General features: G+C 35.5%; 23 protein-coding genes and 1 CRISPR repeat array. Of the genes, 11 read left to right on the forward strand and 12 right to left on the reverse strand.

The window, feature by feature from the left end; translation table 11 throughout:
• Window positions 1–212 precede the first annotated feature (212 nt).
• The 9 genes from FXX65_RS09160 to FXX65_RS09200 all read left to right on the forward strand — a co-directional run bounded on the left by FXX65_RS09160 (window position 213) and on the right by FXX65_RS09200 (window position 10,264).
• The gene (locus tag FXX65_RS09160) at window positions 213–1,820 is read left to right on the forward strand and encodes a formylglycine-generating enzyme family protein (RefSeq protein ID WP_147616015.1); all 1,608 of its coding nucleotides are present in this window, start codon (window positions 213–215) and stop codon (window positions 1,818–1,820) included.
• A gap of 76 nt (window positions 1,821–1,896) precedes the next feature.
• Window positions 1,897–3,357, forward strand: a complete 1,461-nt coding sequence (locus FXX65_RS09165) for a hypothetical protein (RefSeq protein ID WP_147616016.1) — start codon at window positions 1,897–1,899, stop codon at window positions 3,355–3,357.
• Between the two features lie 2 nt (window positions 3,358–3,359).
• On the forward strand, window positions 3,360–4,973 hold the full coding sequence (locus FXX65_RS09170) for an ABC transporter substrate-binding protein (RefSeq protein ID WP_147616017.1): 1,614 nt from the start codon (window positions 3,360–3,362) through the stop codon (window positions 4,971–4,973).
• Between the two features lie 115 nt (window positions 4,974–5,088).
• Window positions 5,089–5,970, forward strand: coding sequence for an ABC transporter permease subunit (locus FXX65_RS09175; RefSeq protein ID WP_147614136.1), 882 nt, complete (start codon window positions 5,089–5,091; stop codon window positions 5,968–5,970).
• Window positions 5,954–6,766 (forward strand): hypothetical protein, encoded by an 813-nt coding sequence (locus FXX65_RS09180; RefSeq protein WP_147614135.1) that lies wholly within the window; start codon window positions 5,954–5,956, stop codon window positions 6,764–6,766. The genes FXX65_RS09175 and FXX65_RS09180 overlap by 17 nt, the downstream gene beginning before the upstream one ends.
• Entirely contained in the window at window positions 6,763–8,220 is a 1,458-nt protein-coding gene (locus FXX65_RS09185; protein ID WP_147616018.1) for an ATP-binding cassette domain-containing protein, read from the forward strand. The genes FXX65_RS09180 and FXX65_RS09185 overlap by 4 nt, the downstream gene beginning before the upstream one ends.
• A 165-nt stretch (window positions 8,221–8,385) precedes the next feature.
• Window positions 8,386–8,985 (forward strand): hypothetical protein, encoded by a 600-nt coding sequence (locus FXX65_RS09190; protein WP_147616019.1) that lies wholly within the window; start codon window positions 8,386–8,388, stop codon window positions 8,983–8,985.
• A gap of 65 nt (window positions 8,986–9,050) precedes the next feature.
• Window positions 9,051–9,395 (forward strand): hypothetical protein, encoded by a 345-nt coding sequence (locus FXX65_RS09195; protein ID WP_147616020.1) that lies wholly within the window; start codon window positions 9,051–9,053, stop codon window positions 9,393–9,395.
• Between the two features lie 86 nt (window positions 9,396–9,481).
• The gene (locus FXX65_RS09200; protein ID WP_147616021.1) at window positions 9,482–10,264 is read left to right on the forward strand and encodes an acyl-[acyl-carrier-protein] thioesterase; all 783 of its coding nucleotides are present in this window, start codon (window positions 9,482–9,484) and stop codon (window positions 10,262–10,264) included.
• 1,107 nt (window positions 10,265–11,371) lie between these two features.
• Here FXX65_RS09200 and FXX65_RS09210 read toward each other — a convergent pair.
• From FXX65_RS09210 to FXX65_RS09255, 12 genes are all read right to left on the reverse strand, one after another.
• Entirely contained in the window at window positions 11,372–11,599 is a 228-nt protein-coding gene (locus FXX65_RS09210; RefSeq protein ID WP_147616022.1) for a DUF7675 family protein, read from the reverse strand.
• Between the two features lie 103 nt (window positions 11,600–11,702).
• On the reverse strand, window positions 11,703–12,572 hold the full coding sequence (locus FXX65_RS09780; RefSeq protein WP_281282664.1) for a phage minor capsid protein: 870 nt from the start codon (window positions 12,570–12,572) through the stop codon (window positions 11,703–11,705).
• 5 nt (window positions 12,573–12,577) lie between these two features.
• Window positions 12,578–12,784: a phage minor capsid protein gene (locus FXX65_RS09810; protein WP_281282665.1), complete on the reverse strand. Its 207-nt coding sequence runs from the start codon at window positions 12,782–12,784 to the stop codon at window positions 12,578–12,580.
• Window positions 12,785–12,846: 62 nt separating this feature from the next.
• Window positions 12,847–13,541: direct repeats of the CRISPR family, unit length 36 nt; unit sequence GTTGCAGGTTGACCAGAAAAATTAATCAGTTAAAAT.
• A gap of 68 nt (window positions 13,542–13,609) precedes the next feature.
• The gene (gene cas2 / locus FXX65_RS09220; RefSeq protein WP_147616023.1) at window positions 13,610–13,945 is read right to left on the reverse strand and encodes a CRISPR-associated endonuclease Cas2; all 336 of its coding nucleotides are present in this window, start codon (window positions 13,943–13,945) and stop codon (window positions 13,610–13,612) included.
• On the reverse strand, window positions 13,923–14,138 hold the full coding sequence (locus tag FXX65_RS09225; RefSeq protein WP_147616024.1) for a hypothetical protein: 216 nt from the start codon (window positions 14,136–14,138) through the stop codon (window positions 13,923–13,925). Before FXX65_RS09225 ends, cas2 begins: the two co-directional genes overlap by 23 nt.
• A gap of 251 nt (window positions 14,139–14,389) precedes the next feature.
• Complete coding sequence (locus FXX65_RS09230) at window positions 14,390–14,557, reverse strand: DUF4406 domain-containing protein (RefSeq protein ID WP_147616025.1); 168 nt, start codon at window positions 14,555–14,557, stop codon at window positions 14,390–14,392.
• A gap of 928 nt (window positions 14,558–15,485) precedes the next feature.
• Entirely contained in the window at window positions 15,486–15,557 is a 72-nt protein-coding gene (locus tag FXX65_RS09840) for a DUF5710 domain-containing protein (protein ID WP_222704230.1), read from the reverse strand.
• A 202-nt stretch (window positions 15,558–15,759) separates the two neighbouring features.
• Window positions 15,760–16,773, reverse strand: a complete 1,014-nt coding sequence (locus FXX65_RS09235; RefSeq protein WP_147616026.1) for a C-terminal helicase domain-containing protein — start codon at window positions 16,771–16,773, stop codon at window positions 15,760–15,762.
• A gap of 498 nt (window positions 16,774–17,271) precedes the next feature.
• The gene (locus tag FXX65_RS09240; protein WP_147616027.1) at window positions 17,272–17,529 is read right to left on the reverse strand and encodes a hypothetical protein; all 258 of its coding nucleotides are present in this window, start codon (window positions 17,527–17,529) and stop codon (window positions 17,272–17,274) included.
• Between the two features lie 214 nt (window positions 17,530–17,743).
• The gene (locus FXX65_RS09245) at window positions 17,744–18,886 is read right to left on the reverse strand and encodes an acyltransferase family protein (protein ID WP_147616028.1); all 1,143 of its coding nucleotides are present in this window, start codon (window positions 18,884–18,886) and stop codon (window positions 17,744–17,746) included.
• Window positions 18,887–19,241: 355 nt separating this feature from the next.
• A complete protein-coding gene (locus FXX65_RS09250; protein WP_147616029.1) occupies window positions 19,242–19,766 on the reverse strand; it encodes a DUF1697 domain-containing protein in 525 nt (174 codons plus the stop codon).
• Between the two features lie 195 nt (window positions 19,767–19,961).
• Window positions 19,962–21,152, reverse strand: a complete 1,191-nt coding sequence (locus FXX65_RS09255; protein ID WP_147616030.1) for an iron-containing alcohol dehydrogenase — start codon at window positions 21,150–21,152, stop codon at window positions 19,962–19,964.
• Window positions 21,153–21,471: 319 nt separating this feature from the next.
• Here FXX65_RS09255 and FXX65_RS09260 point away from each other — a divergent pair, with 319 nt between their 5' ends.
• Both FXX65_RS09260 and FXX65_RS09265 read left to right on the forward strand, forming a co-directional pair.
• Window positions 21,472–22,677, forward strand: coding sequence for a Crp/Fnr family transcriptional regulator (locus FXX65_RS09260; RefSeq protein ID WP_315968400.1), 1,206 nt, complete (start codon window positions 21,472–21,474; stop codon window positions 22,675–22,677).
• Entirely contained in the window at window positions 22,674–23,219 is a 546-nt protein-coding gene (locus FXX65_RS09265; RefSeq protein ID WP_147616031.1) for a hypothetical protein, read from the forward strand. The genes FXX65_RS09260 and FXX65_RS09265 overlap by 4 nt, the downstream gene beginning before the upstream one ends.
• Window positions 23,220–23,238: the final 19 nt, after the last annotated feature.

Genomic DNA, 23,238 nt, shown 5'->3' on the forward strand with positions numbered 1-23,238 from the left:
TTTAATCCATTTTCTCTAATCCGAATTTAAAAATTTTTAAAAAACACATTATTTCGACTTTGACTATTTGTTTAAAATTGACAGATAGAAAATTTTTAACTTTAATTGCTTTGAGTTCTTTTTATAACCGACTATCGTTTGAGCTTCGTTTAAAAATCCAAAAAAAATTTTTATCATCGAAGCCGAATTCGGTTTTATTGGGAGGAAAATATATGACATCAAAAATTAGCATGAAGCAAATCAAATTGATTTCGCTTTCTCTTTTTATCTGCATTTTGGGAAGTTTTGCCTTTGCAAAAAAAGATCCAGACGCTGTAAAAGAAGAAGCAGGTTTTTATTACGGATATGGCAAAGGTTCTTCGCTCGAAGAAAGCCTTGCTTTAGCAAAGTTAGATTTAATAGAAAACGCCTTAACATACACCTTGCGTTCAACAAATCCAAAGGCTTCCAGAGTAAAAATTAGCGAAGAAAGTGCAAAATCAAGACTTGCAGGTATTAAACCTTTTACACAGAACAAGCAGGGCACAAATGTAACTTTGCGCATAAAACTTGCAGATTGGGAAAAAGAAGAAAAGAAATTCACGCAAAATTTAAGAAATACTCTTTTGCCGACTTATGAAAGTATCGCTTCAAAAAAGAAAATCAGTGAAAAAATAAGTCTTGCTTCTCAGATTTTAAATGTTTTGTCTGCAAATGGCGAAACAGAATTATTAACCTTGCAACAGGATGGGACAGAACTTTTTTCAAGAAAAGTTGAATCAGTCTTTGCAGATATTTTAAAGAATTTGGTTTTAAAAGTTAGTGTAAAAGATGGCTTTGTAGATAACTCTACAAAGTTTACTGTAAACGCGAGCGATTCAGCAGGAAATGCTATAAATGGATTGAACTTAAAAATTGTTTGGGAAGTATTTAACGTTTTGACTGCGGAAAATCCGAAGGAAATTCCAGAAGTTGTTGCAACTGTAAAAACAGACACTTTGGGCAACGCAATGATTGATTTTCCTGTTTCAGAAGATTTTCACAACAAATGTGTTACTTTAACGGTTTCTACAGCCTTTGCTCTTGCAGTTCCAGATTCCAAAGCGATGAAGAAATTTGATGCAGAATCTTCTGTGGAAGCAAAATTTGCGCACTATGACGATTTTGCATCTGCTTATCCAATGGTAAAAGTTGAAGCAGGAGAATTTTCTGCTGGTGCGGTTAGCCAAGATACAAGAGCGGGAAAAAAAGAAGCTTCTCATCTTGCTGTAACTTCTGAATATGAAATTTTGCAAACTCCAGTTACAAATGCACAGTATGCGGCGTTTGTTCATTCAACAAATTCGCAGAAATTTCCAGAATATTTTGATAATGCAGACTACAATTTGGAAAATCAGCCTGTAATTGGCGTTTCATTTGAAGACGCTCAAAACTACGTGGCTTGGCTTTCTTTGCAAACAGGCGAAACTTACAGATTGCCAACAGAAGAAGAATGGGAAAAAGCTGCTCGTGCAGGTGGAGAGATAATTTACCCTTGGGGTGACGAATCTCCGGATAAAGAAAAAAATGCAAACTACAAAGGCAATGGAAAATTCAATCTTCCGTCGGTTGTCGGCTCGTTTGCAAATGGCGATAACGCTTGGGGCTTAAAGGATATGGCAGGAAATGTTTGGGAATGGACTTTAACAAATCGTTCTGCAGAAGATTCTCCTATGCGCACTGTAAAAGGCGGTTCTTGGTTGGACGGTCCTACAGAACTTAGAATCTCGAACTACAAAGAACTCGACTCAACTTCTGCATATCCAGATGTTGGCTTTAGAATCATAAAAGAAATAAAATAACTTATAAAAACACAAAGACAAATTTGCTGTAAAATTGATATTAAAATTTTACTTTTTGTTTTATGGAGGATTATTGATGAAAAAAATTAGAAACTTAGGAATCATATTTGCTTCTATGCTTGTCGCTTTTGTGGTTTCCTGTGCTTCGACCGGCATGTCTGCCGATGAACAGGCGATTGAACGCGGTGTAACTGCATGGAATTCTCGTGAACCAGCAGCTGCAAGTGCATATTGGAAAGATATTGTAGATGCTAAATTGCAGAAAAAATATTTGAATTATGTAACTTTGTATCAGGCTGGAGTTGAGGCCTTGAACTCTTCAGATTCTGTAAAATCAACCAACGAATCAAAACTTCTTTCGTTGGCAACAACGGCTCTCGATAAATTTTCAGCTTTGGATCCACAGTTGACAATTCCTGCCGATGTGTGCGAAAAAGGCGCAGTTTTAACTTCTGCAAGGGTAGACAAACTTCTTGCAGCGGAAAAAATTGCTCAGGCAAGAAATATGTACAATTCTGCGGTTAAGGTTTATGGCGAAAACGATTCTCTTGCAGCGGTAAAAAAAGAATTGGATGTTGTAAACTCTATTGTTGCAAAAAAAGATTCTTTAAATGCGCAAGCGGCAAAAGCAATGGAGATGAGTGATTTTGATGCTAAAATTGCTTCTTTAGATTCAACTATAGAAAGTTTTAAACAAGAAGAAGGCGAACTTACATCGGTTGCTGCAAAATCGGGTACTTCTTCTACCGCAGGAGTTTCAAACAACATAAGAAGTTTTAGAAACGCACGCCAGGATTTGATTGTAAGGCGCGAAAGCGTAATCCGCGAAAAAGCTTATGAATATAAGGATGCAATTGGCGAAGAATTTGCACGTCAGCCAGAAGGCGAAGGCAGCGGAAAAAATGGCTCTTTCACTCTTGAAGAAATTCTTGCTCACTATAAATCGGTAGAAGCAAATATCAACACAAAGTACGATGAACTTTTGACTTTTTCTTCTAAATATCCAAAAGAAATCGGTAAGGATATAATCGACGATATAAATGCTCAGAAAAATGATTTGCAGGCAAAAATTGCACAGATAAATAAAGAAATCGCTTATAAAAAAGAAGTTGAAAGCCGCGGAAAAACTGTACTTCCTTTGATGGTTGGTCTTTTCAATCCTGCACCTGGTTCAACTGCAGAAAGCAAAAAATCTCGCCCTGCAAAATTCTCTGCTTCAAAACAGAAAGATTCGGAATATTGGTGGGGAATGGTTTCTATTCCTAAAGGACAGCTGAATGACCTTGTAATAACTTTAAAAGATAACAGAACTGTTCGCGTTTTTAATGAGAACACAAAGAGCGGAAAATTGATTGAAAAAAACAATATGAAAGATTTGGTAAACCGTGCATACAAAGTTGGTAACTCATGGCCAGTATTGAATGCTGGAAGCCAGCTCACAACCGACAAATATTTCTTTGAAATTCAAAAAGGAAAAACAGACAGCTATTCTGGAGAAGTTGTCGTATATAGTTCATTTGTAGTAAGGATGCGTTAATCATGAAGATGTCTAAAAAAAGTTTAATAGCCATAATTATAGTTGCAGTTGCAGTTGTTGCGGCTGTTGTTGGAATTGCAATTTGGAAGGCTCAGCCAAAAGGAATGACTGTTGCAGTATCAACTTTACCAGATTCTCTTAATCCGGTTCTTGAACAGAATACTTCTGGTCTAAATGCGGCAGAGCTGATTTTTGACGGTCTTACAAATTTTGAAGTTACTCAGGATGCAACCAAGGGCAATGGGGTTTTGTATACAGAACTCGCACTTGCAGAAAGCATTGAGCAAAATCCTGCGGACAAAAAAACATATACCGTAACCCTTCGCGATGTTACCTGGCACGATGGAACACAATTAACAGCAGACGATGTAGTTTATTCTTTTAAGGCATACACTTTGCCAGAAAACAACTCTCCAAAGAGAGATTACATACTTTCGTTTATCGAAGATGTTTCTGAACAAGATGAAAAGACTGTAAAAATTCTCTTTAAAAATCCAATTCCAGAGTTCCGTGCATATCCAGTACTCACTTTTAAAATCATTCCTCATCACTTTAATGGAAAAGAGATGAACGTGAATCTTCGTGAAGGCGAAAATGAGCGAGCATTTGCAACTGCTCCAATCGGAACAGGTCCTTTTAAACTTGTAAGTTGGGAAATTGGAAAGTGGCTTACGTTTGAAGCAAACGGTCTTTACGGCGCTGTAAAAAAAGTTCCTCAAGCGGATTCTTTGGTAATCAAAAGAACTATAGATCCAATCGTTCGTATGAATGAATTGCGCAAAGGTTCTATAAATATGATTTTGGAAACAAACCCAATGGACAGAGCGTCTGTTGCTAAAATCGATAATGTAGATATCAACTCTTATATGCCTTACGCATTTTACGATGTTGTAATAAATTCAAAATACTTCCCTAATGCAGAAAGTCGTCAGGCAATGGCAATGGCGCTAGACAGGAAGAATTTGATACCAGGAATTACAGATCAGAAGGATGGTGTTGTCCTAAACGGCGGACCTTTCCCTTCAAATCTTTTTGCAGTGAGCGTTCCTGAATATGTTTCAGAAGAGGTTCCAAATCTTTTGCCATACGATATTAAAAAAGCAAAAAAAGTTGCTTCTGATAGTGGCATAAGCGGACAGAATGCAATCCTTATCTATCCAGATTCAATGGGAGAATTTGGAAAACAGATGGCAGAAGGCGTTGCAAAACAGCTTGAAGAAATCGGGCTTAAAGTAGAAGCTCGTCGCACAGGTGATCAAGTATTTAACCGTATGGTAAACAAAGAAAAATCTTACGAACTCGCTCTCATGTACAGAGAAGGTTTTGACAATCTTTATTCAAGCATGGGAAGTTTGTATCGCTCTAAGAGTTCAGAAAATGTTACAGGAATTTCTGACAGCAAGTTGAACGCTCTTTTTGATGAATGGGAAAAGGCAAACGAAACTGTAAAATGGGTTGACCTTACTTTAAAAATTAACAAGAGAATTTCAGAACTTTCACCAGCACTCTATCTTTGCTCTTTGCAAAAGGATGTTTATTCTCGTGGTTTGAACAACATTCTTATAGCAACAGACAATCCTTTCCTTTCTGCAGAAGATTGGACATTTAAGAACTAAATTTAAAATTTTCGAGGATGTCGCAAGTTTGTTTACTTGTGGCATCCTGTCGAGTTTAAAATTCAAGCTTTTTATTTTTCGCTTTTAATTTTAAATATCGCATATTGGAGTAACAATGCGTTTTTTGCGCTTTTTATTTAGGGAACTGATTCTGCATGGTGCAATATTTGCTTTGGTAGGAACAGTTGCTCTTTCAGCACTTTATCTTTTGGCTATAGGTGCTTCTGGTCACGAATTTTTAAATGCTGGAAAATCATTTTTGATGTTGATTTCCGGCTCAGAAGATTATTCTATAATGCACCCTGGTTTTACTTCTGCTCAGATTATCGCTTCAGGTGCTGCGGTAACTTTGCCACTCGCCTTGATTTCCTTGGTTTTTGTAATAATCATCGCACTAACATCTTCTTCTTTTGCGGTTACAAGCCGCTATATGGCTCTTCATCACGGAGAAAAAAGCGGCAAAAGATTGGAATACGTTTTGAGTCTTTTGGCGTCTATGCTTGCAGCGGTTCCACTTTTTGTTGGATTTTGGTTTGCATATTCGATGATAGGCAGCGTAAATTTTTTGTTCATTGCTTTGATGACCGTAATCTGTGGCGGACTTTCTTGGGATGCAGCAAATTTTTTAAAGACAGATATGATGATCCAAGTTGAACAGACTCACGCAATAGTCTTTTCGACTCTTGGACACAATTTAGGAAGATTTTTCCCAATACCAGGAACTTATTCAGGCTATCTTTTTTCTTCGAGTTTGCCTCGTTTTATTCCTTACCTTGCTGGAAAAGTTCCTGCAATAATCGGCTCTGTTACCATTGCAGAAATTGCCTTTAGTTTTCCAGGGCTTGGCAGCAATTTGATTGATGCCCTCATCTCTACAAATACAGATTTGCTGGTAAGTTCTGTGTTTATACTTTTGTGCGTAAATGCCGTGGTATCTTTTTTAGTAAAGGCAATCCTCTTTCTTATATATCCGAGGTGGTATGAAAAAGCAATCTAACATATTAAAAATAGTTTTTGTCGCAATATTGATTTTACCCTTGTTTTTGGCCTGGATTCCAGAAACTTTTTTTGAAGGCATTGCGTCAGAAACTTTGACAAATTTTGGCTATTTAAAATCCCTTTTTCTTTCGTTTAGGGAATTGGGAATAACTTTGATAACGACAATGCTTTTTGCAATGTTAATAAGCATTGTTTTAGGCTATTTAAGCGTTTTGTCGATGGGCGTGGGAAGATTTTTTTCTAATATTTTAAATGCGATTGAATCTATTCCTTCAATTTTGATAGCGCTGTTTTGCTATGCTCCTGTTTCTGGTGCGTTAGCAACTTCTTCTGGAACAAAATCGAATTTGCTTTCGCTCGTTGTTTTTGTGCTTGCGGCAACAGCTACGACATTGCCAGAAGCGGTAAGAAGCATTTCAATTCCGCTTTCTGACCTTTACAATCGTAAGTACAGCGTTTCTTTTCGCTCTTATGGTTTTACAAAAAATAGAATTCTTGCAGTTTTAATGAGAACTTCGCTGATAAAAGATACTTTAAAGCGCGTCGCAGCAGGAATTCTTTTAAAAACTTTGGTTTTGGATACCTCGTTTGGTTTTGTAATTCAAGTTGGACTTGGAACTTATGGAACTCCAAATCACTTAAGTCCGGGTGCGTTGATAGCGGCATTTAGAAAGACAATACTCTGGTCTTTTGACGGAGGAAGTCCTATTTTGTTCTGGTTACCTTCAATTTTGTTGATTGCAATAAGCGTTGCATTCCTAATCATCTTAAACGATAAGGGGGAAGAAGCATGACACCAATCGAACTAGACAATTTTTCAATCCACCTTGGCGATAGGCTTACTCTAAAAAATTGCAGTTTAAAAATCGAAGAAGGAACTTCCACTGTAATAATGGGACCAACAGGAACGGGAAAATCTGTTCTATTAAAGTCTGTTGCAGGAATTTTACCTATGACGGTTTTTAATTTTGAAGGAAATTTAAAAGTTAACGGATTTGACGGTTATATTTCTGGTAAAAAGCAGGATTTTTTGCGTTGGACACAAATTGAGCAGTCCGGGCTTATGTTTATTCCTGCGGAAACTGCACAGGTTATGAATCCAGCCTTGACTTTAGACCAAAATCAAAATCTTCTTTCGCCAGGATGCAGAGAAGTAATCGTTAAGCGTTTAAAAGAATACTTCAATTTGGATTTTGAAGCTTTTGCCCGCCTTTATCCCGATGAAGTTTCTGGTGGCGAGATGCAGAGAATTACATTGATGATTTTGCTTTCAAGGCAGGGAAATCTGATTCTTTTGGATGAACCAACTGTAAATTTGGACAGAAATCTTCGCAAAAATTTCGTTGAGTTTTTGAACAAGGAAATTCTAAGCGATAAATCAAAAACTTTTTTGATGGTAAGTCACGATTTGGATTTTATAAAACGCCTCACTTTAACGCAGCATTTTATTTTAAAAGATGGAATTCTTGAAAAACTCGCAGTTCTTCCAGAAATGGAAGGCTATCAAAAGCCTGAAGCAAAAAAAGGGGCTTCTGGTTCAGCGATTGAACTTCAGGATGTTTCGCAGTCGTATAACAAGCGCGGAATTTTTGGAGAGCGAAAGTTCACCGCATTTAAAGGCTTAAATTTAACTTTTGAGCGCTCAACTGTTTACGGAATAACAGGTCCTTCTGGTTGTGGCAAATCTTCTACAATAAAAGCGATTCTTAGGCTTTTGGATGAAACTGGCGGAAAAATTCTCATGGAAGGCAACGATTTGGTTGCGTTAAAGCCCACCGAAAGGGGAAAAGACCCTAAAGAATTTATGCCGTTCCGAAGGCGAATGGCTGTCGTTCAGCAGGATTCAAGGTTTTCATTCTTTCCAGATTTAAAAATAAAAGAATCTTTTGCACAACTTTTAAATGCAGGAATTGAAGGAAGCCTCGAAGATTTTACAAAAAATCTTGAAAAGGTTGGGCTTTCTGCTTCTCATTTGGAAATTTATCCGCAGTCGCTTTCTTCTGGCGAAATGAAGAGGGTTGATATTGCAAGGGCGCTTACTGCAAAACCAGATATACTTCTGTTGGACGAGCCTTTTGCCCACATCGATTTTGACACCAGACTTTTGGTCATGAAAGTAATTTCCGATTATCTTGCAGAACATGCTACGATTTTGGTAGTGGTTACGCACGAAGATTTTGACCTTAGGTATTTTGTGGAAAAGAATTATGATTTTCCAGAGCTTGTAGGGCAATTTTCTCAAAAATAATCATAAGACTAAAAATTACTGCTATAAAAATATCGTACGCATTTTTAACGTGCGATATTTTTAAATTTGAGTGCAGTATTTTACATTTTTCTGTGTTGAAAAAAATGACACACTCAGATAAAATGCAGTCATTGATTTGAAGATATCTTTTGGAGGATATTCGTTATGAAATTTTTCAACAAATACAACACAGTTTCTTTTGCTTTGTTGCTTTTAGTTCTTGTTGTACAACTTGTTCCTTTCACAAATTCTACAAAAATAGAATCAGAAGTTGAAGATGCTGGTAAAACATGGGCAGAACTCCCTATAGGTGTTACTGGAAAGGACAGGTCTTCTTGGCCTTCTGAAATTAAATATGGCGAATTTAAGGATTGGGATGTTCCCATAAAGGAAAAATATCCTCTATACGGCGAAAGACAAATTTCTATATTTACTTATGTGTGGAATCCTGCTGGGGCGCTTTATGGCTACAGAGTTGGAGCTTATATTTTGCCACAAGTTATGTTTATCGCTTTTGCAATCTTTACTTTTTTGGTAAAGAACTTTATGGCTAAAGCTGTTGTAGCATTCATTTTTGGGCTTACTCATATTTGGGCATTTGCAAAAACATTGATGTTAACAAATTCTGGAAATCTTGAACCTTACATGGCAATTCCTGTTCTTCTTTTGATTTTGGGACTTGCTCTTATTGCAGTCGGAATTTGGTGTATCCCTCAGTATTTTAGAGATAAAGCACACAACGAACATGTAAGAAAATCGCTTTAAGTTTTACTATTTTTATGAAAGGCTCGGACTAATGTTCCGAGCTTTTTTTTTCGATTTTTATATTGATGAAAAAATCTTTTTTATTAGCGATTTTTATTTTTCTTTGCACATACAGTTTTTCAAAGGATTACAAAATTGTCGAGGTTGAACTTCCTTACGGTTCTACGACTTTAAAGGCAACTTTTTATTGCTTTAACGATTTAAAAACTGCCCGCAAACTTTCTAAAAAACTCTATAATGTCGACGACCTTGATAAAATCTTAAAAGCTGGACGTTTTAAAAAATTGGTTCCAATTCCTATAGGCTCCGAAATTTCTGCCTATAATTTTTCTATAATGACTTATGACAGAGAATTTTGGTTTTTTGAAAATCGCGACGATGGCTGGCTTTGGGGAACTGGCCGTTATTGAATATCCAATCTTATATAACACTTTTATAATCTATTTCAAAGTAATATAATTTTTCGTATTAAAAATATTTATCTACGGGCAGAATTATGAATGACTTAATTCCAAAAGAAATAAATTATCGCCAATTTCATGACGAAAACCTTTTTTATCACAGTCAAACTATGGTTTATTTTAGCCAGTGCAATCCAAATCAAAACATAAGTTTGAATGAACTTTTAAAGCTTACGACTGATGTTGCCGTTGAAGATTTTAACAGGCGAAATATGAGCCGCGAGACTTTGGCAGCCAATGGGATTGCAATTCTGGTTTCTCGCGACAGTTTTAGATTTCACTCATATCCTAAGGAAAACCAGCACATTGTGATTCACACTTGGGAAGAAAAGAGCGAGCCTTTGCAATTTGTGCGTGCGTTTGAAATAAACAGCGAAGATGGGAAAAAACTTGTGAGCGGAATTACAAGTTGGCTCCTGGTTGACCTAAAGGCGAGAAAGATAATGCCGATTAAAAAATTTGACGCAATGGAACTTAGGAAGCCCACAACTTACCAAACTGAGCACGACTGCTTGCCGTACGGAAAGATAAACCTTCCAGAAGATTTAAAACTTTTAGATGAGAGAACGATAAAGTTTACAGATTTGGATGCTAACGGCCATACAAATAATTCCAGATATGCGGCTTTTGCGATGGATGCACTTCCTTTTGAATTTCAGGATAAGGAATTTAAAGATGTGAGGATAAATTTTGCAAAGGAAGCGATGTTCAATCAAAAGATAAGCATTTTTGGAAAAATTGATGAAGATGCGAAAGTTATAATTTTAGTTGGAAAGACTGAAGATGGAACTTCTTTTGAAGCAGAATTAACGTGGTAGCGAATGGAAGGGTGAGCGAAGCGAAAACACGCCAACGGCGTGGTCGTAGGCGAAAGCCGGATCCCTGAAACGAACGTCACGCAAAAGGTGGGTATGGTAACTTTCAAAGCCAAGTGCAATAAAAGGCTGCATGAGATGACTTCAAAACTAAACATTTTCTAGTACGGTTGTTTAAAAGAAAAACTTCTGTTTCTAAATAGCCGTCTTCCAAATTTCTAAAGTCTATACTCCGGGCAGAAAGGACTGTAAACAACCATTTATATTTTCGTTTGAGCCTCGCTGCCATGGGCTGTGAATGTCTGCAAAATAAATAGAAGTTTGGAGCGTTGTCTCCAGTTCTATAAATTTTGAAAATTCAGAGCCGTTGTCAAAAACTCTTCTTTTTGGATGGATTCCCTTTTCATTAAATGCTTCTTTTATAGCATCATGAACTTTCTGAGATGAAACTTTATCAATACTTTTGCCATCAGGAAATGGCTCTTTTTGTCAGAAAAAGTAACAATGCAACATTTCCCCGGAGTTGTTCCTTCATGAATCCGATTTTTGCTTACGCTTTTTTCCTGTTTTTGCAGATATTTTTTATAAGAAGCGTTTGGGGTAAATTTTTCTTCTCTGGCATTATTTGATAAGTCGACTTACAGAAGACCCATTTGATGGTTTTAGTCTTAAAACTTTCTATATAGTTTTTTTATTTATTTTTACTGTTGCACTTGCAATGTGCCAAAGCCCCTGAATTTAATTAAACTCTGCCATTTACACAGAATTTATGACAGTTCAATTTATAACCTAACCAATCAGTGCAAACTAATTCCACATCGTCAAAAGGAGAGAATTCGGATTGTAAAAATTCTATCGCTGTCATTTAATGTTCTGAAATATTGTAGATTATGCCCAGCAGGAATGTTGCTATGGATATTCCTACCGTTATTATTGCTGTAATTGACATTGCTTTTTTCCTCTACCTATATAGTCATTTGAGAAAAATAAAAGATTAGGGAAGTTAGGGGAAAATAGAGGGAAATTTTCCTTGTTTTTTTTAGGAAGGGATATTTTTAGGGGCGTCGAAGGGGGTTTTTAGTTGTTGCGTGTTGTTTTTAATCGTGCTAATTAGGGATATTCATTTTTGAAAATACTTATTTGCTCGACGGTCAGTTTTTCGGGATAGTCTGTCCAAAAATTAAATATGTTCTTTTTGTCAAACGAGAAAAGAAATTCGCCTATACTATCTCTTGTTTCTGGCGTTTCTACGCTCCATATTTTTTCATATACATTATCTTTGTAAAAATCAAAGCCGTTTTCATATTCGTAGATTCCCTCATCTTCGTTATCTGTCATTTTGCATAATCTCCGTTTCCTTTTTGTTGTGTACTGTCGCTTGTGTTTATGTACTTCATCAATCTGATAAACTCTTTATTTTTGCCTAATGATTCAATATCAATCAAGAAAGATGATACTTGATACCTTTTTTATATACTGTATGGCTTTTTTGACATTTTAAGCGATGCTTAAAAACATCATCATCCAAAATATGCCATGTATTATAATCGGCGTTTACTGATTGCATTTCGAGCCAGTACAAGTCGCCGTATTTTCTTTGAATTATTGCGGCGTGTCTGCCCACTACAAAATAATACTCCTTTCCTGCTTCTATTTCCATATAAAGTTTATGGGCGGCGGTGAAGTCGTTAAACTCGTTTAAAACTTTGCTTTTTACGCCGTTTAGTTTTGAGATTTCTTCAATGGTGCTTTTTTGTGAGAATATTTTGCAACTGTTGCCCCCTCTAAAATCTAAAACATCAAACCCCGCCTTATTTGCCGCGTATGAAAAGCCCAACGAAGAGCAACTACCTTTTGTTTTGTCTCCACCTGCGATGCGTTTTATAATGGCTTCTTGTGTTAGCGGTGTTTCAAATGCTTTTATCTCCCTTACTTCTACGCCTAATCTTTCCAGCGTTGCTCGCGTCGCACTCTTCGGGTTGTCCATCAATGCCGACATTGCTTTAGTTGTTGCCGTCGGTTTCGGTTGTGCCACTGGTTTTTGTATAATTCCTCTAAGCTGTTTTCCGCTTGTTCCTACATATTCCCTTGCACTGTCTCGTGTTATTCCTGTTTGCTTTGTAAAATCTCGTGCGGCTGCCTGCCATTCACCTATCTTTTGCCTTGCTCTTGTGTTGTCTACTCCTGCCGCTTCCTGCGTTAATGCTTGCCGTTTATATCGCCTTATGTTTCGTTCTATGCCTCTAAGTTTTTGCTCATCGTCATAGTATGATAGTTCCTCGCCGTTGCAGGTTACTGTCTTGCTTGCCATTTCGTCTAAGTCGTCTCCTGTGTGTAATGCTCTTTTGTTCCCTCAAAGTAGGGATAAAATGAATGGCGGCAGTTTATTCCGCACAATCCTGTCGTACTCCCCAGTCCGCAAATGCTGTACAATCCTTTCTTTGTGAAAATCTTCCCTTGCCATTCTTCGTATTCTGGTCTTGAGCCGATATGAGCGGAAACTTCAAACTTTTCAACTCCCAATTCTTCAGCATTATTTAATGTCTGGTTTGCTGCCGTTTGGTTTATCGATGTGAGGATAAAATATTTTAAGTTGACCAGAAAAATTAATCAGTTAGAATCCACTTGCGATTACTGTTGTATTAACAGTTGTTGCAGGTTGACCAGAAAAATTAATCAGTTAAAATCGAAACAATCGCAGGCAACCAACTTTTGAAGTTGCAGGTTGACCAGAAAAATTAATCAGTTAAAATACACCCAGAAAACAGTCCGACTTCCTGTTCGTTGCAGGTTGACCAGAAAAATTAATCAGTTAAAATTCTACCTTTTAATCGCCTTTACACGTTATGTTGCAGGTTGACCAGAAAAATTAATCAGTTAAAATAAATAAATAAGCGTTGTCGCAAACGACTTTGTTGCAGGTTGACCAGAAAAATTAATCAGTTAAAATCGATACGTTTTTCGTTAATGTCATTCTCAAGTTGCAGGTTGACCAGAAAAATTAATCAGTTAAAATTGAATTGTCCTGTATTCAAGGTTCTCACCTGTTGCAGGTTGACCAGAAAAATTAATCAGTTAAAATTGTTATACGCCTATTGTCAACAATCCTTTTGTTGCAGGTTGACCAGAAAAATTAATCAGTTAAAATAACATTGCGTAACGCAACATACGCAAGTCAGTTGCAGGTTGACCAGAAAAATTAATCAGTTAAAATCCTATTTTTATCAATGAAAACGACTTAACAGTTGCAGGTTGACCAGAAAAATTAATCAGTTAAAATCCGTCTGATGTATTTTCTTTTTTTGTATGGAAATACAACTCATCAGGCGGATTTTTTTTGTGCGATTATCAGAATAAAAGGAGTTGTTCGTTCTGCTTTTTTTGTTGTTTTTCTCTTGAATGATAACTGATAATATTTCCATATTGATGATCCGTTATCGTTAGAATATCCACTTTTCCCTGCGCAGGCAAGTTTTTTTGTATCATTTTATAGTATTTTTCACAGGCATCCTTTCCAGAAAATAGTTTTGTATAAATTGAATATTGAACCATGGAAAATCCGTTATCTAATAAAAAATTCCTATAAGCAGTCGCTGCCTTTTGATCAGATTTTTCAACAACAGGTAAATCAAAAAAAACTAAAATCCACATAAGCTCATACCTACTCAATAATGGTAATTCCATTTAAATTGTCCTCCCACTCTGGCAGTTCAATAACAGGTTTCCCTTCTTCCAATGCATGAACATAAGAAGCCACTAGATATTGCATACTCTGGCAAGCTTGCGAATCTCCTTCAGATGTATGAACTTTTATTTTAAGTGTATTGGCAAAAAGCTTTTTGATTTCTGGAGTAAGTTCTTTTTCGCCTTTTTCCATATATTTTTCTGTGACATTCGCTCAACTGTTCGAGATAAGTATTTATACATCTCACTTACCATAAACACATCAACTTGTTCTCAAATGCGACACAGGCTTCGTTTTCATTCGACGATTTTGATAGATCTAAAAGTTTTCTTATCTTGAGTTTTATTTTTTCTAAATTGTCCATCCCACTATGCTTCTTAATGGGGAATCATCATAGATAAAATAATTGTTATATAAATTAACAATACAATCGTTTCCATTGGTTATATTCTTTCATCCTCATAGAAAATCTGTTTTTTATTTTTCTTCACATATTCTAATTCTATTTTTGCGCTTTTTGAGTTTTTCCAGTCTTTTTGCATATAAACCACATCGCAAACATCTATCATCGAAAAACAGATAGAAAACGGCACAACTTTTAAACAGTTCAAGAAGGAGATTAAACCCACTCTTATGAAAAAAGGCTGACGGGGAAGAAGAGAAATGACTGCCCCCTCTTACATGCAAGATTGTGAACGCACAACTCGGAAGCGACAGGTAGTTAGACTCAATAATAGAAAATATGCGGAATCAACTTATTGAAATAAAATAAGGTAAGAAAAAGAGGTTTGTTTCAAAACAAACTGCAAATGCCTCAAACTGAGCCATCCCAGCGCTTTTATACCTGGTTTCTTCTTTCCCTTACCTTTATCTGCATAATACTTTTGCAAGTCTCAGAAGTCAAGCAATCTTTTAAGCACTGTTAAATTATGCCAGCGGTTTTTTTTTATACTATCTTTGCTTTCATCAAGCATTTTGGGCATGGTGGATGTATCCCATCCCTATTTTCTGCCGTGTCCATTTTTTTATTTTTTTATAAAAAGCAATCTGTAAAGATTCAGAAAGGAGTTGTGTATGACTATGTGGATAAAAACATTCATCAGTTTTTGAATTTGGATAAGCATATCGGTCTTGTCTTTTTTGATGATTGTGATTTCACTTGTTGAGGAAAATATTCCAGCAGTTGTTGTTATGATTTTTTCCACTGTTGTTTTTGGACTTGCAATGGCTGTTCCTATAAACTAGCACGGGATAATTTTCCGGCACTGGAGCACGAAATATCACTGGCACTCCATAGCTAAGTGTTAAGCAGGGTGAAAAAAAATATAAAATCAGAATAGAAACTGAAATGATAAACTCTATGTGTAAACCTGTTGCACATAGAGCGATTTTGAAAAGACAGATTATCGTTTCAAAAAAACGTTTTTATCATTGCTTGTTACATCAACTTCTGAAAATAAAAAATGATTTCATTGCAGAGAATTACAGTTGCCACAACAGTTTGTCAAATAACTGCTTTTAATTGGAATTTTGGATATACTATTTTTTTAGTTCTGGATTCCATTTAGCACCGAGAGATTTTGCTTCGTCTTTTCTTTGCAGAGGAACCATTCAATAAAAACATTCGTAATTCTCCTCTAAGATTCAAGATTTAAGCCCAATATTCTGACATTTGCTCAACAGATAAAGAAGATAATAAGTTTTCCAAATCATCAATAAATTCCGGCGGCAATTTTGCATCAAGTATAGCTTTAGAAAAACGCTTATCGCCAGTATTCCATCCAAACTTTTTGCCATTAATTTTAAAATTCGCCTATTCTTTATAAAACGTAACTGTAATAGAATAATCTTCTTTTGAATAAGTATTTATAAATTTTTCGTAAGTGTAATCTTCCTCAATCTTTATTCCTGTAATTTTTTCAATCATATCCGAAGAGATTTTCTCATTTTTCATCTTTTCAGCTAGTTCCTCAAATGCAGACTTTCTTCCTTTCTCATAGGCTTCATCTTCCATTTGTTCAATTTTTTCTAAAATATTTACTAGTTCATTTTTTATTATCTCTGACATTTTAGATTCCTCATTCTTTATCTCTGGAATAAAATCTGTAATATTTTTTCTAGGTAAATGGTTTTGCATAAGCGCAACATTTTTATTAGATGACCATAAATTCCAATCTCCAACCACATATAATCTATACTTTGCTCTGGTAACTGCAACATTAATTATATTGGCATTTACCCAATTAATCGCGCCTTTTGAATTTTTGTCACAACCAAGAACTAAGAAAACTTCATCTGCTTCTTTTCCTTGAAAAGTATGTACTGTTCCAATTTGAATATCTTTTATATCTTTGAAGCCTGATTTTACACTTACAAAGGGTGTGATAATAAACATAGTCGTCTCGGAAGTTTTTTCCTTTTGTTCAAGTAAGCTTTTTACAGCACCATATTGTTCTAAAATAAAATGATTTTTATTTCCTGTTTCTTTTCCGCTAATATCAATCCAACAAGATTCTTGAAGCAAAAAATCTTTTTCTTTGGAAGCCGTAGAATTTATCATCATTCCGCCGTAAGACAATTCGTTAGAAATATCAAACATTGGATTTATGCAGCGTCTATGAACAATTAAAGGGCATCCAACCCAAACTGGCTGTATATCTGCCTGAGATTCTATGTAAGAACCGTAAGGATTTAATCTATCTGCATAAGTCTGAACAGATTCTGATTTAATATTTAAAGCATACTTTTCTATATTTAAAGAGAATTTATCTTTAAGAAAATCTTCATAGACTTCTGGGCTTGTCGTAACAACAGGTTCTACTTGCATCGGATCTCCCTACAATAACAAATTTTTGAGATCTATAAATTGCACCTAAAGCTTGTTGTGGAGTAGCTTGACCAGATTCATCTATGATTAATGTTCCAATTTTCTTTGGTTCGTTAATATATTTAAGCATTTTTTGAATTGAAGCAAATGTTGAAGAAATAACAGGAACTAAAAAAAACAATGATAAAAAACAATCTGTAAAAACTGTTTGTTTCTGAATTTCTGAAAGTCTTTCTTCCTTATTTTCAGGAGGTATGAAACATTTTCTTAAAATAGATAAATTTTGTGATAAACAAGTTGATGTAAGAACGAATGCTTTCTGCAAATTGATAGCTTTACAGAATAATTTTTCTCTTTCTATATCATATTTTTCGCTAAGATTTGGCGGACGCTCTGTCTGAACCTTTGCCTGCTCGTTTATATCTCCATATTTAATTCGACATAAATATTCTAATGTTACATTTGAATCAATTTTCTTTAATTCCTGTTTTACAATTTTTAATTGTTTTTCAAATTCGATTTTTCTTTTATAAAATACTCTTCAATAATAGATTTCTTTATAGAGTAGCAACAAAAATCATAATCTGAATTATTTCTATTTTCTCGCTTTAATTTTTCTAAATCATATGTATTTTTTAAAACTTTGCATTTTCTGCTTTTATTTTCTTTTTCATCTTTCTGCGGATTAAAATTTTTTGTTTGTAGAATTTCTAAAAATTTCCAAAATTCAATTACTTCTTTTTCATTATCATTCATAAAATTTCAGTCCAGCAATTGTTGTTTTTGCACTTCGGTGCAGATATCAAACTAACAATGAGTTAAACAGACCTTTTTGCGATAGCAAAAATCTCAGTTTTGATTCTCCAGTCGCAAAGCGATGTTTTAATAATTTCCCTACAGAAAACGACCGCAGGTCGTAAAACTGTGTTAGGCGATTTTTATCTTAATATGTGATATCTATTCAAGTGTATCAGTTTCCGTTTGTAGCAGGTGATACATGAGAAGAATTTTTTTTCTTTTTTATTCCTAAAACTGCCCACCTAAAAAATGGAAGTCTCGAAACTATTTCATTCAATAAATAAGAAAGAACAAAACTTGCAATAAGAGATAAGGGATACGCAGCAAATGCTGGAATTAGACCCGGTTTAGCAAGAAAAACCGCTACAAAAGAAATTCCAAGATAATGAAAAACATAAAGAGCAAAACTGCGCTTATTCATCCAGCAGGTAAAATTATTTTCAAAATCGAAATATTTTGAAAAACCGCCCAAAATTGCAAGACACGAAAAATATCCGTATGCGACAAACAATAAAGAGCAGTTGACTGGTTTATCTGCATAGTTCTTTCCAAAGTTAATTATACAGAATGCAATCCCTAAACCGACTGCAATCACTAAAAGAGGAGCAAAAGATTTCTTTAATTTTTCAATCACTTCATCGTGTGAAAAAACAAAATACCCGAGCAAAAATGCGGCACCATATAAACCGAATCTGTAAACAACAATCAGCGGAGTATTTAAAACCTGAGCGGCAATTAACATAATCAAAAACATTGCGATTATATTTAATGCTGTTTTCCCTGTGTTTATTATAGAAGTTTTTTGACTTGCTGGACTTTTGCATAAATTCCACAATCTGTCTTTTTCAATTTTTCGCACAAAAACTAATGCAACACAAAATATCCACAAAAGCTGAATATACCATAAAACGCCTATTCCGCTTAAAATGCAGATTAACACTTTTACAAAAAAAGGCATTTCCTGATTTATAAAAACACCACTAATAGAAGCATTCAAAAATCCTTGAATAAACTGAAACGCAAATAAACCAACAGTTGATGGCACAAGAAGTTTTGTAGTGCGACTTTTTATAAATTCACTATCGGAATTCTTTTCAAGATACAGGCGTGAAGAAATTCCTGAAACAATAAAAAGCATCATCATAATCCACGGATAAACCGCATACAGAAAAACATCGTAATACTGCACATCGAGATTTGTAATTTTTCCAACGACTCCAGGGATTTCTTCTGCGTTATACATATAAATAACATGATACAAAGCAACGACAACGACAGTTATCCAGCGAATATTGTCTAAATAATGCTTTCTCATTTTATCTTCCTTTTTTGGTGTAGCACATTTCGTTATTGCAGGTAATGCGGAAACTTGTACATCTGCGATGCGTACATATAACTAATGCTAAACCGAAGGTTTTCTGCCATCATATGCAAAGTTATTAGCTTTGAATTTTATTTTTGTTGCTACTTAAATCCGTATGCATACGATTGATTTATATATACCTTGAATAAAAACGGCTTCGAAGTTTTTTTAAGCAAACATTTTTCTCAGCGATTTCTACTGCTGTCATACCGCGTAAATCAATCTGACCAAGCAATCGCCCTATGGCAACTCTTTTTTGTTGATATGGCCGAATCGCTTTCTTTTCGCATCGAGCATCATTTTTCTTTTAGCATTTTGCAAGATATCGAGCCGTATTAACATTTCGTATTGTCATATCTTTATATAAGTTATGCGATATTATTTTATTTAAATGACTTTTATTATAATCTTTTCGTTGAACATTCCAGATTAACGCACCCTTAACATATATCAATTGTATATATTCCTTTTTTATTGGTAATTCATTTATTATATTTTCATTATCTATTGATTCAAATAAATACGCTACATCGGTCTTTTGCTCATCATTATTTTGCCAATTGCTGGGGATAGTATTTGCTATTTTTATCATTTCAGTTTTTGTCTTTACCAATACTTTTACTTCATTCCCGGTCGTTATATGTAATGATTTTTCAATATTCTGTGTGATAATATTTTTTTTGTCATTTGATTTAAAAATGACATTCCCGGAATTGATATATGTTGTAACGTTTGAAAAACCGCATTGCTCAAATAATATTTTCAATTCTTTCATGTTAATTTTTACAGAGTTTCCAACATTGATACCTCTGAGCAATGCTACATAATCCATTGTAGTCCTTATCAATTATTAACAAATACTATAGTTTTGTTTTTGGGGCAACATATTTTCATAAATCATTGTATTTACTTATAGCATTAGCCACTTTCAATATTCTTCTTCGTCTGTTAAAGGCGTGTTCCTAACATTGATTAATAAAATATGTTACCCAATCGGATTTTTCGCTTTTTTTCTTTTATCAAAAATTTAATATGCGAGGCGATAAATTTCTTTCATATCGGACTTGTCCAGTTTTTTTATGGCGCCGAGTGTGCGTGAATTTCCAAAGCTCGCTTTTTCTGCAAGTTTTTCGATGATTTGCTCATTCCATTCTGGCAGTTTTAATTCGCGGATAGAAACTGGCATATTTATATCGCGGAATAATTGCTCCATTGCATCGATTCCTGCGTTTGCAACATCGTCTTTGCCGCTTTGTGTTTTTGGAGCAGGAATTCCAAATACGTCTGTCGCAAAAGTTACAAACCGTTCTAAATCTTCCTTATAAACATAGCGTGCCCAGGTTGCCCAAAGCGCTGCAAGACCTGCTCCGTGTGTTACATCAAACATGCCGCTCAATTCGTGTTCAAGTTGATGTGTTGCCCAGTCGCCGTTCCCAAAAGGACCTGTTAGCGTGTTGTGGCTTAAACTGCCTGCCCACATTATTTCTGCGCGTGCAGTGTAATCGTTTGGGCGTTTTACAAGGATTTTTGAATAGTAAATTACCGTTTTTAGCAAGCCGATTGCGATTGAATCGACCATCATAGAATGGTCTTTGTCGCGTGCAAAATATCGTTCCATTGTGTGCATGAGGATGTCGGCACAGCCTGCAAAAGTCTGATATGCTGGAAGCGACATTGTAAGTTCTGGGTTTAGAATCGCAAATTTTGGTCTGTAATAGTCGTTGTTGAGTCCGCGTTTTATAAAACCATCTTCGTTAGTTATTACAGATGAACACGACATTTCGCTGCCTGCTGCAGAAATTGTTAAAATTGCACCGACAGGAAGGCATTTGCCAGGTTTTTCTTTTCCAAGGTAGAAGTCCCAAACAGGTTTTTCTGTCAAAGCACCCATTGCAATGCCTTTTGCAGAGTCGATTACAGAGCCACCGCCAACGGCAAGAATAAAATCGATCTTTTCTTTTTTTACGAGGTCGATTCCTTCTTGAACTTTTTTTAAGTGAGGATTTGGAACAACACCTCCAAGTTCAAAAAACGTAAGACCTGCTTCTTTGAGCGAGTTTATGACACGATTCAAAAGTCCAGATTTTTTAGCAGAGTTTCCACCAAAATGAACGAGAACTTTAGAACCACCAAAATCTTTTACGAGTTCGCCAGCTTTTTCTTCTGTGTTTTTACCAAAAACAACTTTCGTGGGAGCGTAATAATAAAAATTTAACATATAAAAATTATAAATTAGGAAATCGCATTTTTGTACAGTAAAAATTTATAAATAAATGAAATATTCTTAAAAAATAGCCACACTGAATTGGTTTTGAAATATTTTTGAAAGTTAAGGGCTGACGATAAGCGTTAGCGATGTGCAGGGCGCAAGGCCACCGCAGCGAACAAATGCGAGCGAGGAGGCTGGAGCGAATGCGGAACCCGAAACGTAGCGACGGCACGAGTGCAGCGAGTGGCGGAACGCCAATAAAAATAAAAATCTAAGTTTTTAAATTGAATGCTTACAAATATCATTTACTTTGCTATAATTAATTTTGATGGGAAATAACGTGCTACAACTGCAATTTGTTAATTTTAGAAAAGGCTCTTATATCGTTGTGGAGGGAAAGCCCCAAAACGACCTTTTTTATATAATTCAGTCGGGGAATGTGCAAGTTCATAGGGAAGCAAAGGTTTCCGCTCAAAATTCTGAAATTTTAGGACCCGGCGACTTTATAGGCGTTATTTCTTGCATGTCGAATCATTCGCAGATTGACACTGTAATTGCGCTTTCTGATGTTGTATGTATTTCTGTTCGTCGAGATCAATATCCAGAATTGATTGAACGCAATACTCCTGTTGCTATGAAGATTATACGCACTTTTGCAAACAGAATGCGTCAATTAAACGATACTCTGATGCAGGCAGCTTTGAAGAATTCGGCAAGGCAATCTACTGAGCAAATTTTTAGAATTGCTTCATACTATGATAATATAAAGCAGCCTAGCATCGCAATTTTTGCCTACTATCAATACATAAAGGAAAACCCTAAGGGCATTAATCTGCAAAAAGCAAAAGAAAGATTTACCGCATTGCGTCCAAAAAGCAAGGCTGTCTACTTTGAATCAAATCAGGACCTTTTGAGAGTTTATCCTAAAGACACTATGATTATGACAGAAAATCAGTCTGGTGCGGATATGTTTATAATTCAAGATGGAAGGGTTAAGATTTCGAGGATTGTTGATGGAACGGAAATTACACTTGCAATCTTAAAAAAAGGCGATATGTTTGGAGAGATGGCTCTTTTGGAAAATAAACCGCGTTCTGCCTGTGCTATTGCAGAAGATGAATGCAGACTTATGACTGTAAATAAATCTAACTTTAATCAAATGGTTGCAACTCAGCCACAGCTTATAGCACGCCTTACAACTATGCTTGCAGAAAGACTCTTCCAGACGCAGAGACAACTCGTGAACAGCCTTTTGCATAATCCTGTTGAAAGAATGCTTGATATGCTTGCTTTGCAGATTGAAAAATCTCGTGTGAATATCAATTCAAAATCAAAAGCACCATATCAAACGGATTTAACTCCGCAGGATATTGCAACTATGTGTGGTCTTACTCAAAGCGAGCAGAATTTAAATCTCTATAAATTTATGATGGACCCCCACATCAGGTTGACTTCGGAAAATAAAATTTTGGTTTTGGATTGCCTTGAACTTTTAAAGCAGAGTGCATTTTTCCGCAAGCAGAGTAAAAAATGATAAAATCATCTTTTTGTAAGTTTCTATTCTTTTTCGTACTTGTTTTTGGGTTTACGCATTTATGTTTTGCTCTACCTAACGGCTATAAAAATATAAAACTTGGGATGAGCGTAGAAGAAGTAAAAAAAGTGTTAAAAGCGGACTCTGATTTTGGATATCTTGGCGACAGGGATGTAAGCCTTGCTCCAGAAAGCAAGCAGGTTTTGATAGAAACAGATGCTTCAAAAAATCCTTATTCGTTTTTTACAAGATGTTGGTTTCAATTTGTTGATGAAAAACTTTTTTCTATAACTTTGAATTTGAATGAAGAAAAATTAGATCACGCTTCTGTTTTTTCTTCTTTGGTAAAAAAATACGGAAATCCTACTTCCATAAATCCAAAAAAAAGCGTTTGGGAAAACGATTCGGTTTGCTTGAGTTTAGAGCGGCCTTTAACTTTAAAATATTTGGATAATAAGTCTTTTAAGAAAATGCAAGACGCGTCGTCTGTTCAAAAAACTTATGAAGAAAAAGCGATAGATGATTTTCTTGAAAGCCTTTGATTTTGCGGGTTCTTAGATT

The organism is Treponema pectinovorum (assembly GCF_900497595.1).
Lineage (GTDB): Bacteria > Spirochaetota > Spirochaetia > Treponematales > Treponemataceae > Treponema_D > Treponema_D pectinovorum.

Coding starts and splice junctions, on each gene's coding strand:
- FXX65_RS09160 (WP_147616015.1), top strand. CDS start 213: ATGACATCAAAAATTAGCATGAAGCAAATCAAATTGATTTCGCTTTCT.
- FXX65_RS09210 (WP_147616022.1), bottom strand. CDS start 11,599: ATGACAGATAACGAAGATGAGGGAATCTACGAATATGAAAACGGCTTT.
- FXX65_RS09185 (WP_147616018.1), top strand. CDS start 6,763: ATGACACCAATCGAACTAGACAATTTTTCAATCCACCTTGGCGATAGG.
- FXX65_RS09265 (WP_147616031.1), top strand. CDS start 22,674: ATGATAAAATCATCTTTTTGTAAGTTTCTATTCTTTTTCGTACTTGTT.
- FXX65_RS09245 (WP_147616028.1), bottom strand. CDS start 18,886: ATGAGAAAGCATTATTTAGACAATATTCGCTGGATAACTGTCGTTGTC.
- FXX65_RS09200 (WP_147616021.1), top strand. CDS start 9,482: ATGAATGACTTAATTCCAAAAGAAATAAATTATCGCCAATTTCATGAC.
- FXX65_RS09255 (WP_147616030.1), bottom strand. CDS start 21,152: ATGTTAAATTTTTATTATTACGCTCCCACGAAAGTTGTTTTTGGTAAA.
- FXX65_RS09260 (WP_315968400.1), top strand. CDS start 21,472: ATGGGAAATAACGTGCTACAACTGCAATTTGTTAATTTTAGAAAAGGC.
- FXX65_RS09175 (WP_147614136.1), top strand. CDS start 5,089: ATGCGTTTTTTGCGCTTTTTATTTAGGGAACTGATTCTGCATGGTGCA.
- FXX65_RS09165 (WP_147616016.1), top strand. CDS start 1,897: ATGAAAAAAATTAGAAACTTAGGAATCATATTTGCTTCTATGCTTGTC.
- FXX65_RS09195 (WP_147616020.1), top strand. CDS start 9,051: ATGAAAAAATCTTTTTTATTAGCGATTTTTATTTTTCTTTGCACATAC.
- FXX65_RS09235 (WP_147616026.1), bottom strand. CDS start 16,773: ATGCAAGTAGAACCTGTTGTTACGACAAGCCCAGAAGTCTATGAAGAT.
- FXX65_RS09180 (WP_147614135.1), top strand. CDS start 5,954: ATGAAAAAGCAATCTAACATATTAAAAATAGTTTTTGTCGCAATATTG.
- FXX65_RS09190 (WP_147616019.1), top strand. CDS start 8,386: ATGAAATTTTTCAACAAATACAACACAGTTTCTTTTGCTTTGTTGCTT.
- FXX65_RS09780 (WP_281282664.1), bottom strand. CDS start 12,572: ATGGCAAGCAAGACAGTAACCTGCAACGGCGAGGAACTATCATACTAT.
- FXX65_RS09240 (WP_147616027.1), bottom strand. CDS start 17,529: ATGAATGATAATGAAAAAGAAGTAATTGAATTTTGGAAATTTTTAGAA.
- FXX65_RS09250 (WP_147616029.1), bottom strand. CDS start 19,766: ATGGATTATGTAGCATTGCTCAGAGGTATCAATGTTGGAAACTCTGTA.
- FXX65_RS09170 (WP_147616017.1), top strand. CDS start 3,360: ATGAAGATGTCTAAAAAAAGTTTAATAGCCATAATTATAGTTGCAGTT.
- FXX65_RS09225 (WP_147616024.1), bottom strand. CDS start 14,138: ATGGAAAAAGGCGAAAAAGAACTTACTCCAGAAATCAAAAAGCTTTTT.
- cas2 (WP_147616023.1), bottom strand. CDS start 13,945: ATGGAATTACCATTATTGAGTAGGTATGAGCTTATGTGGATTTTAGTT.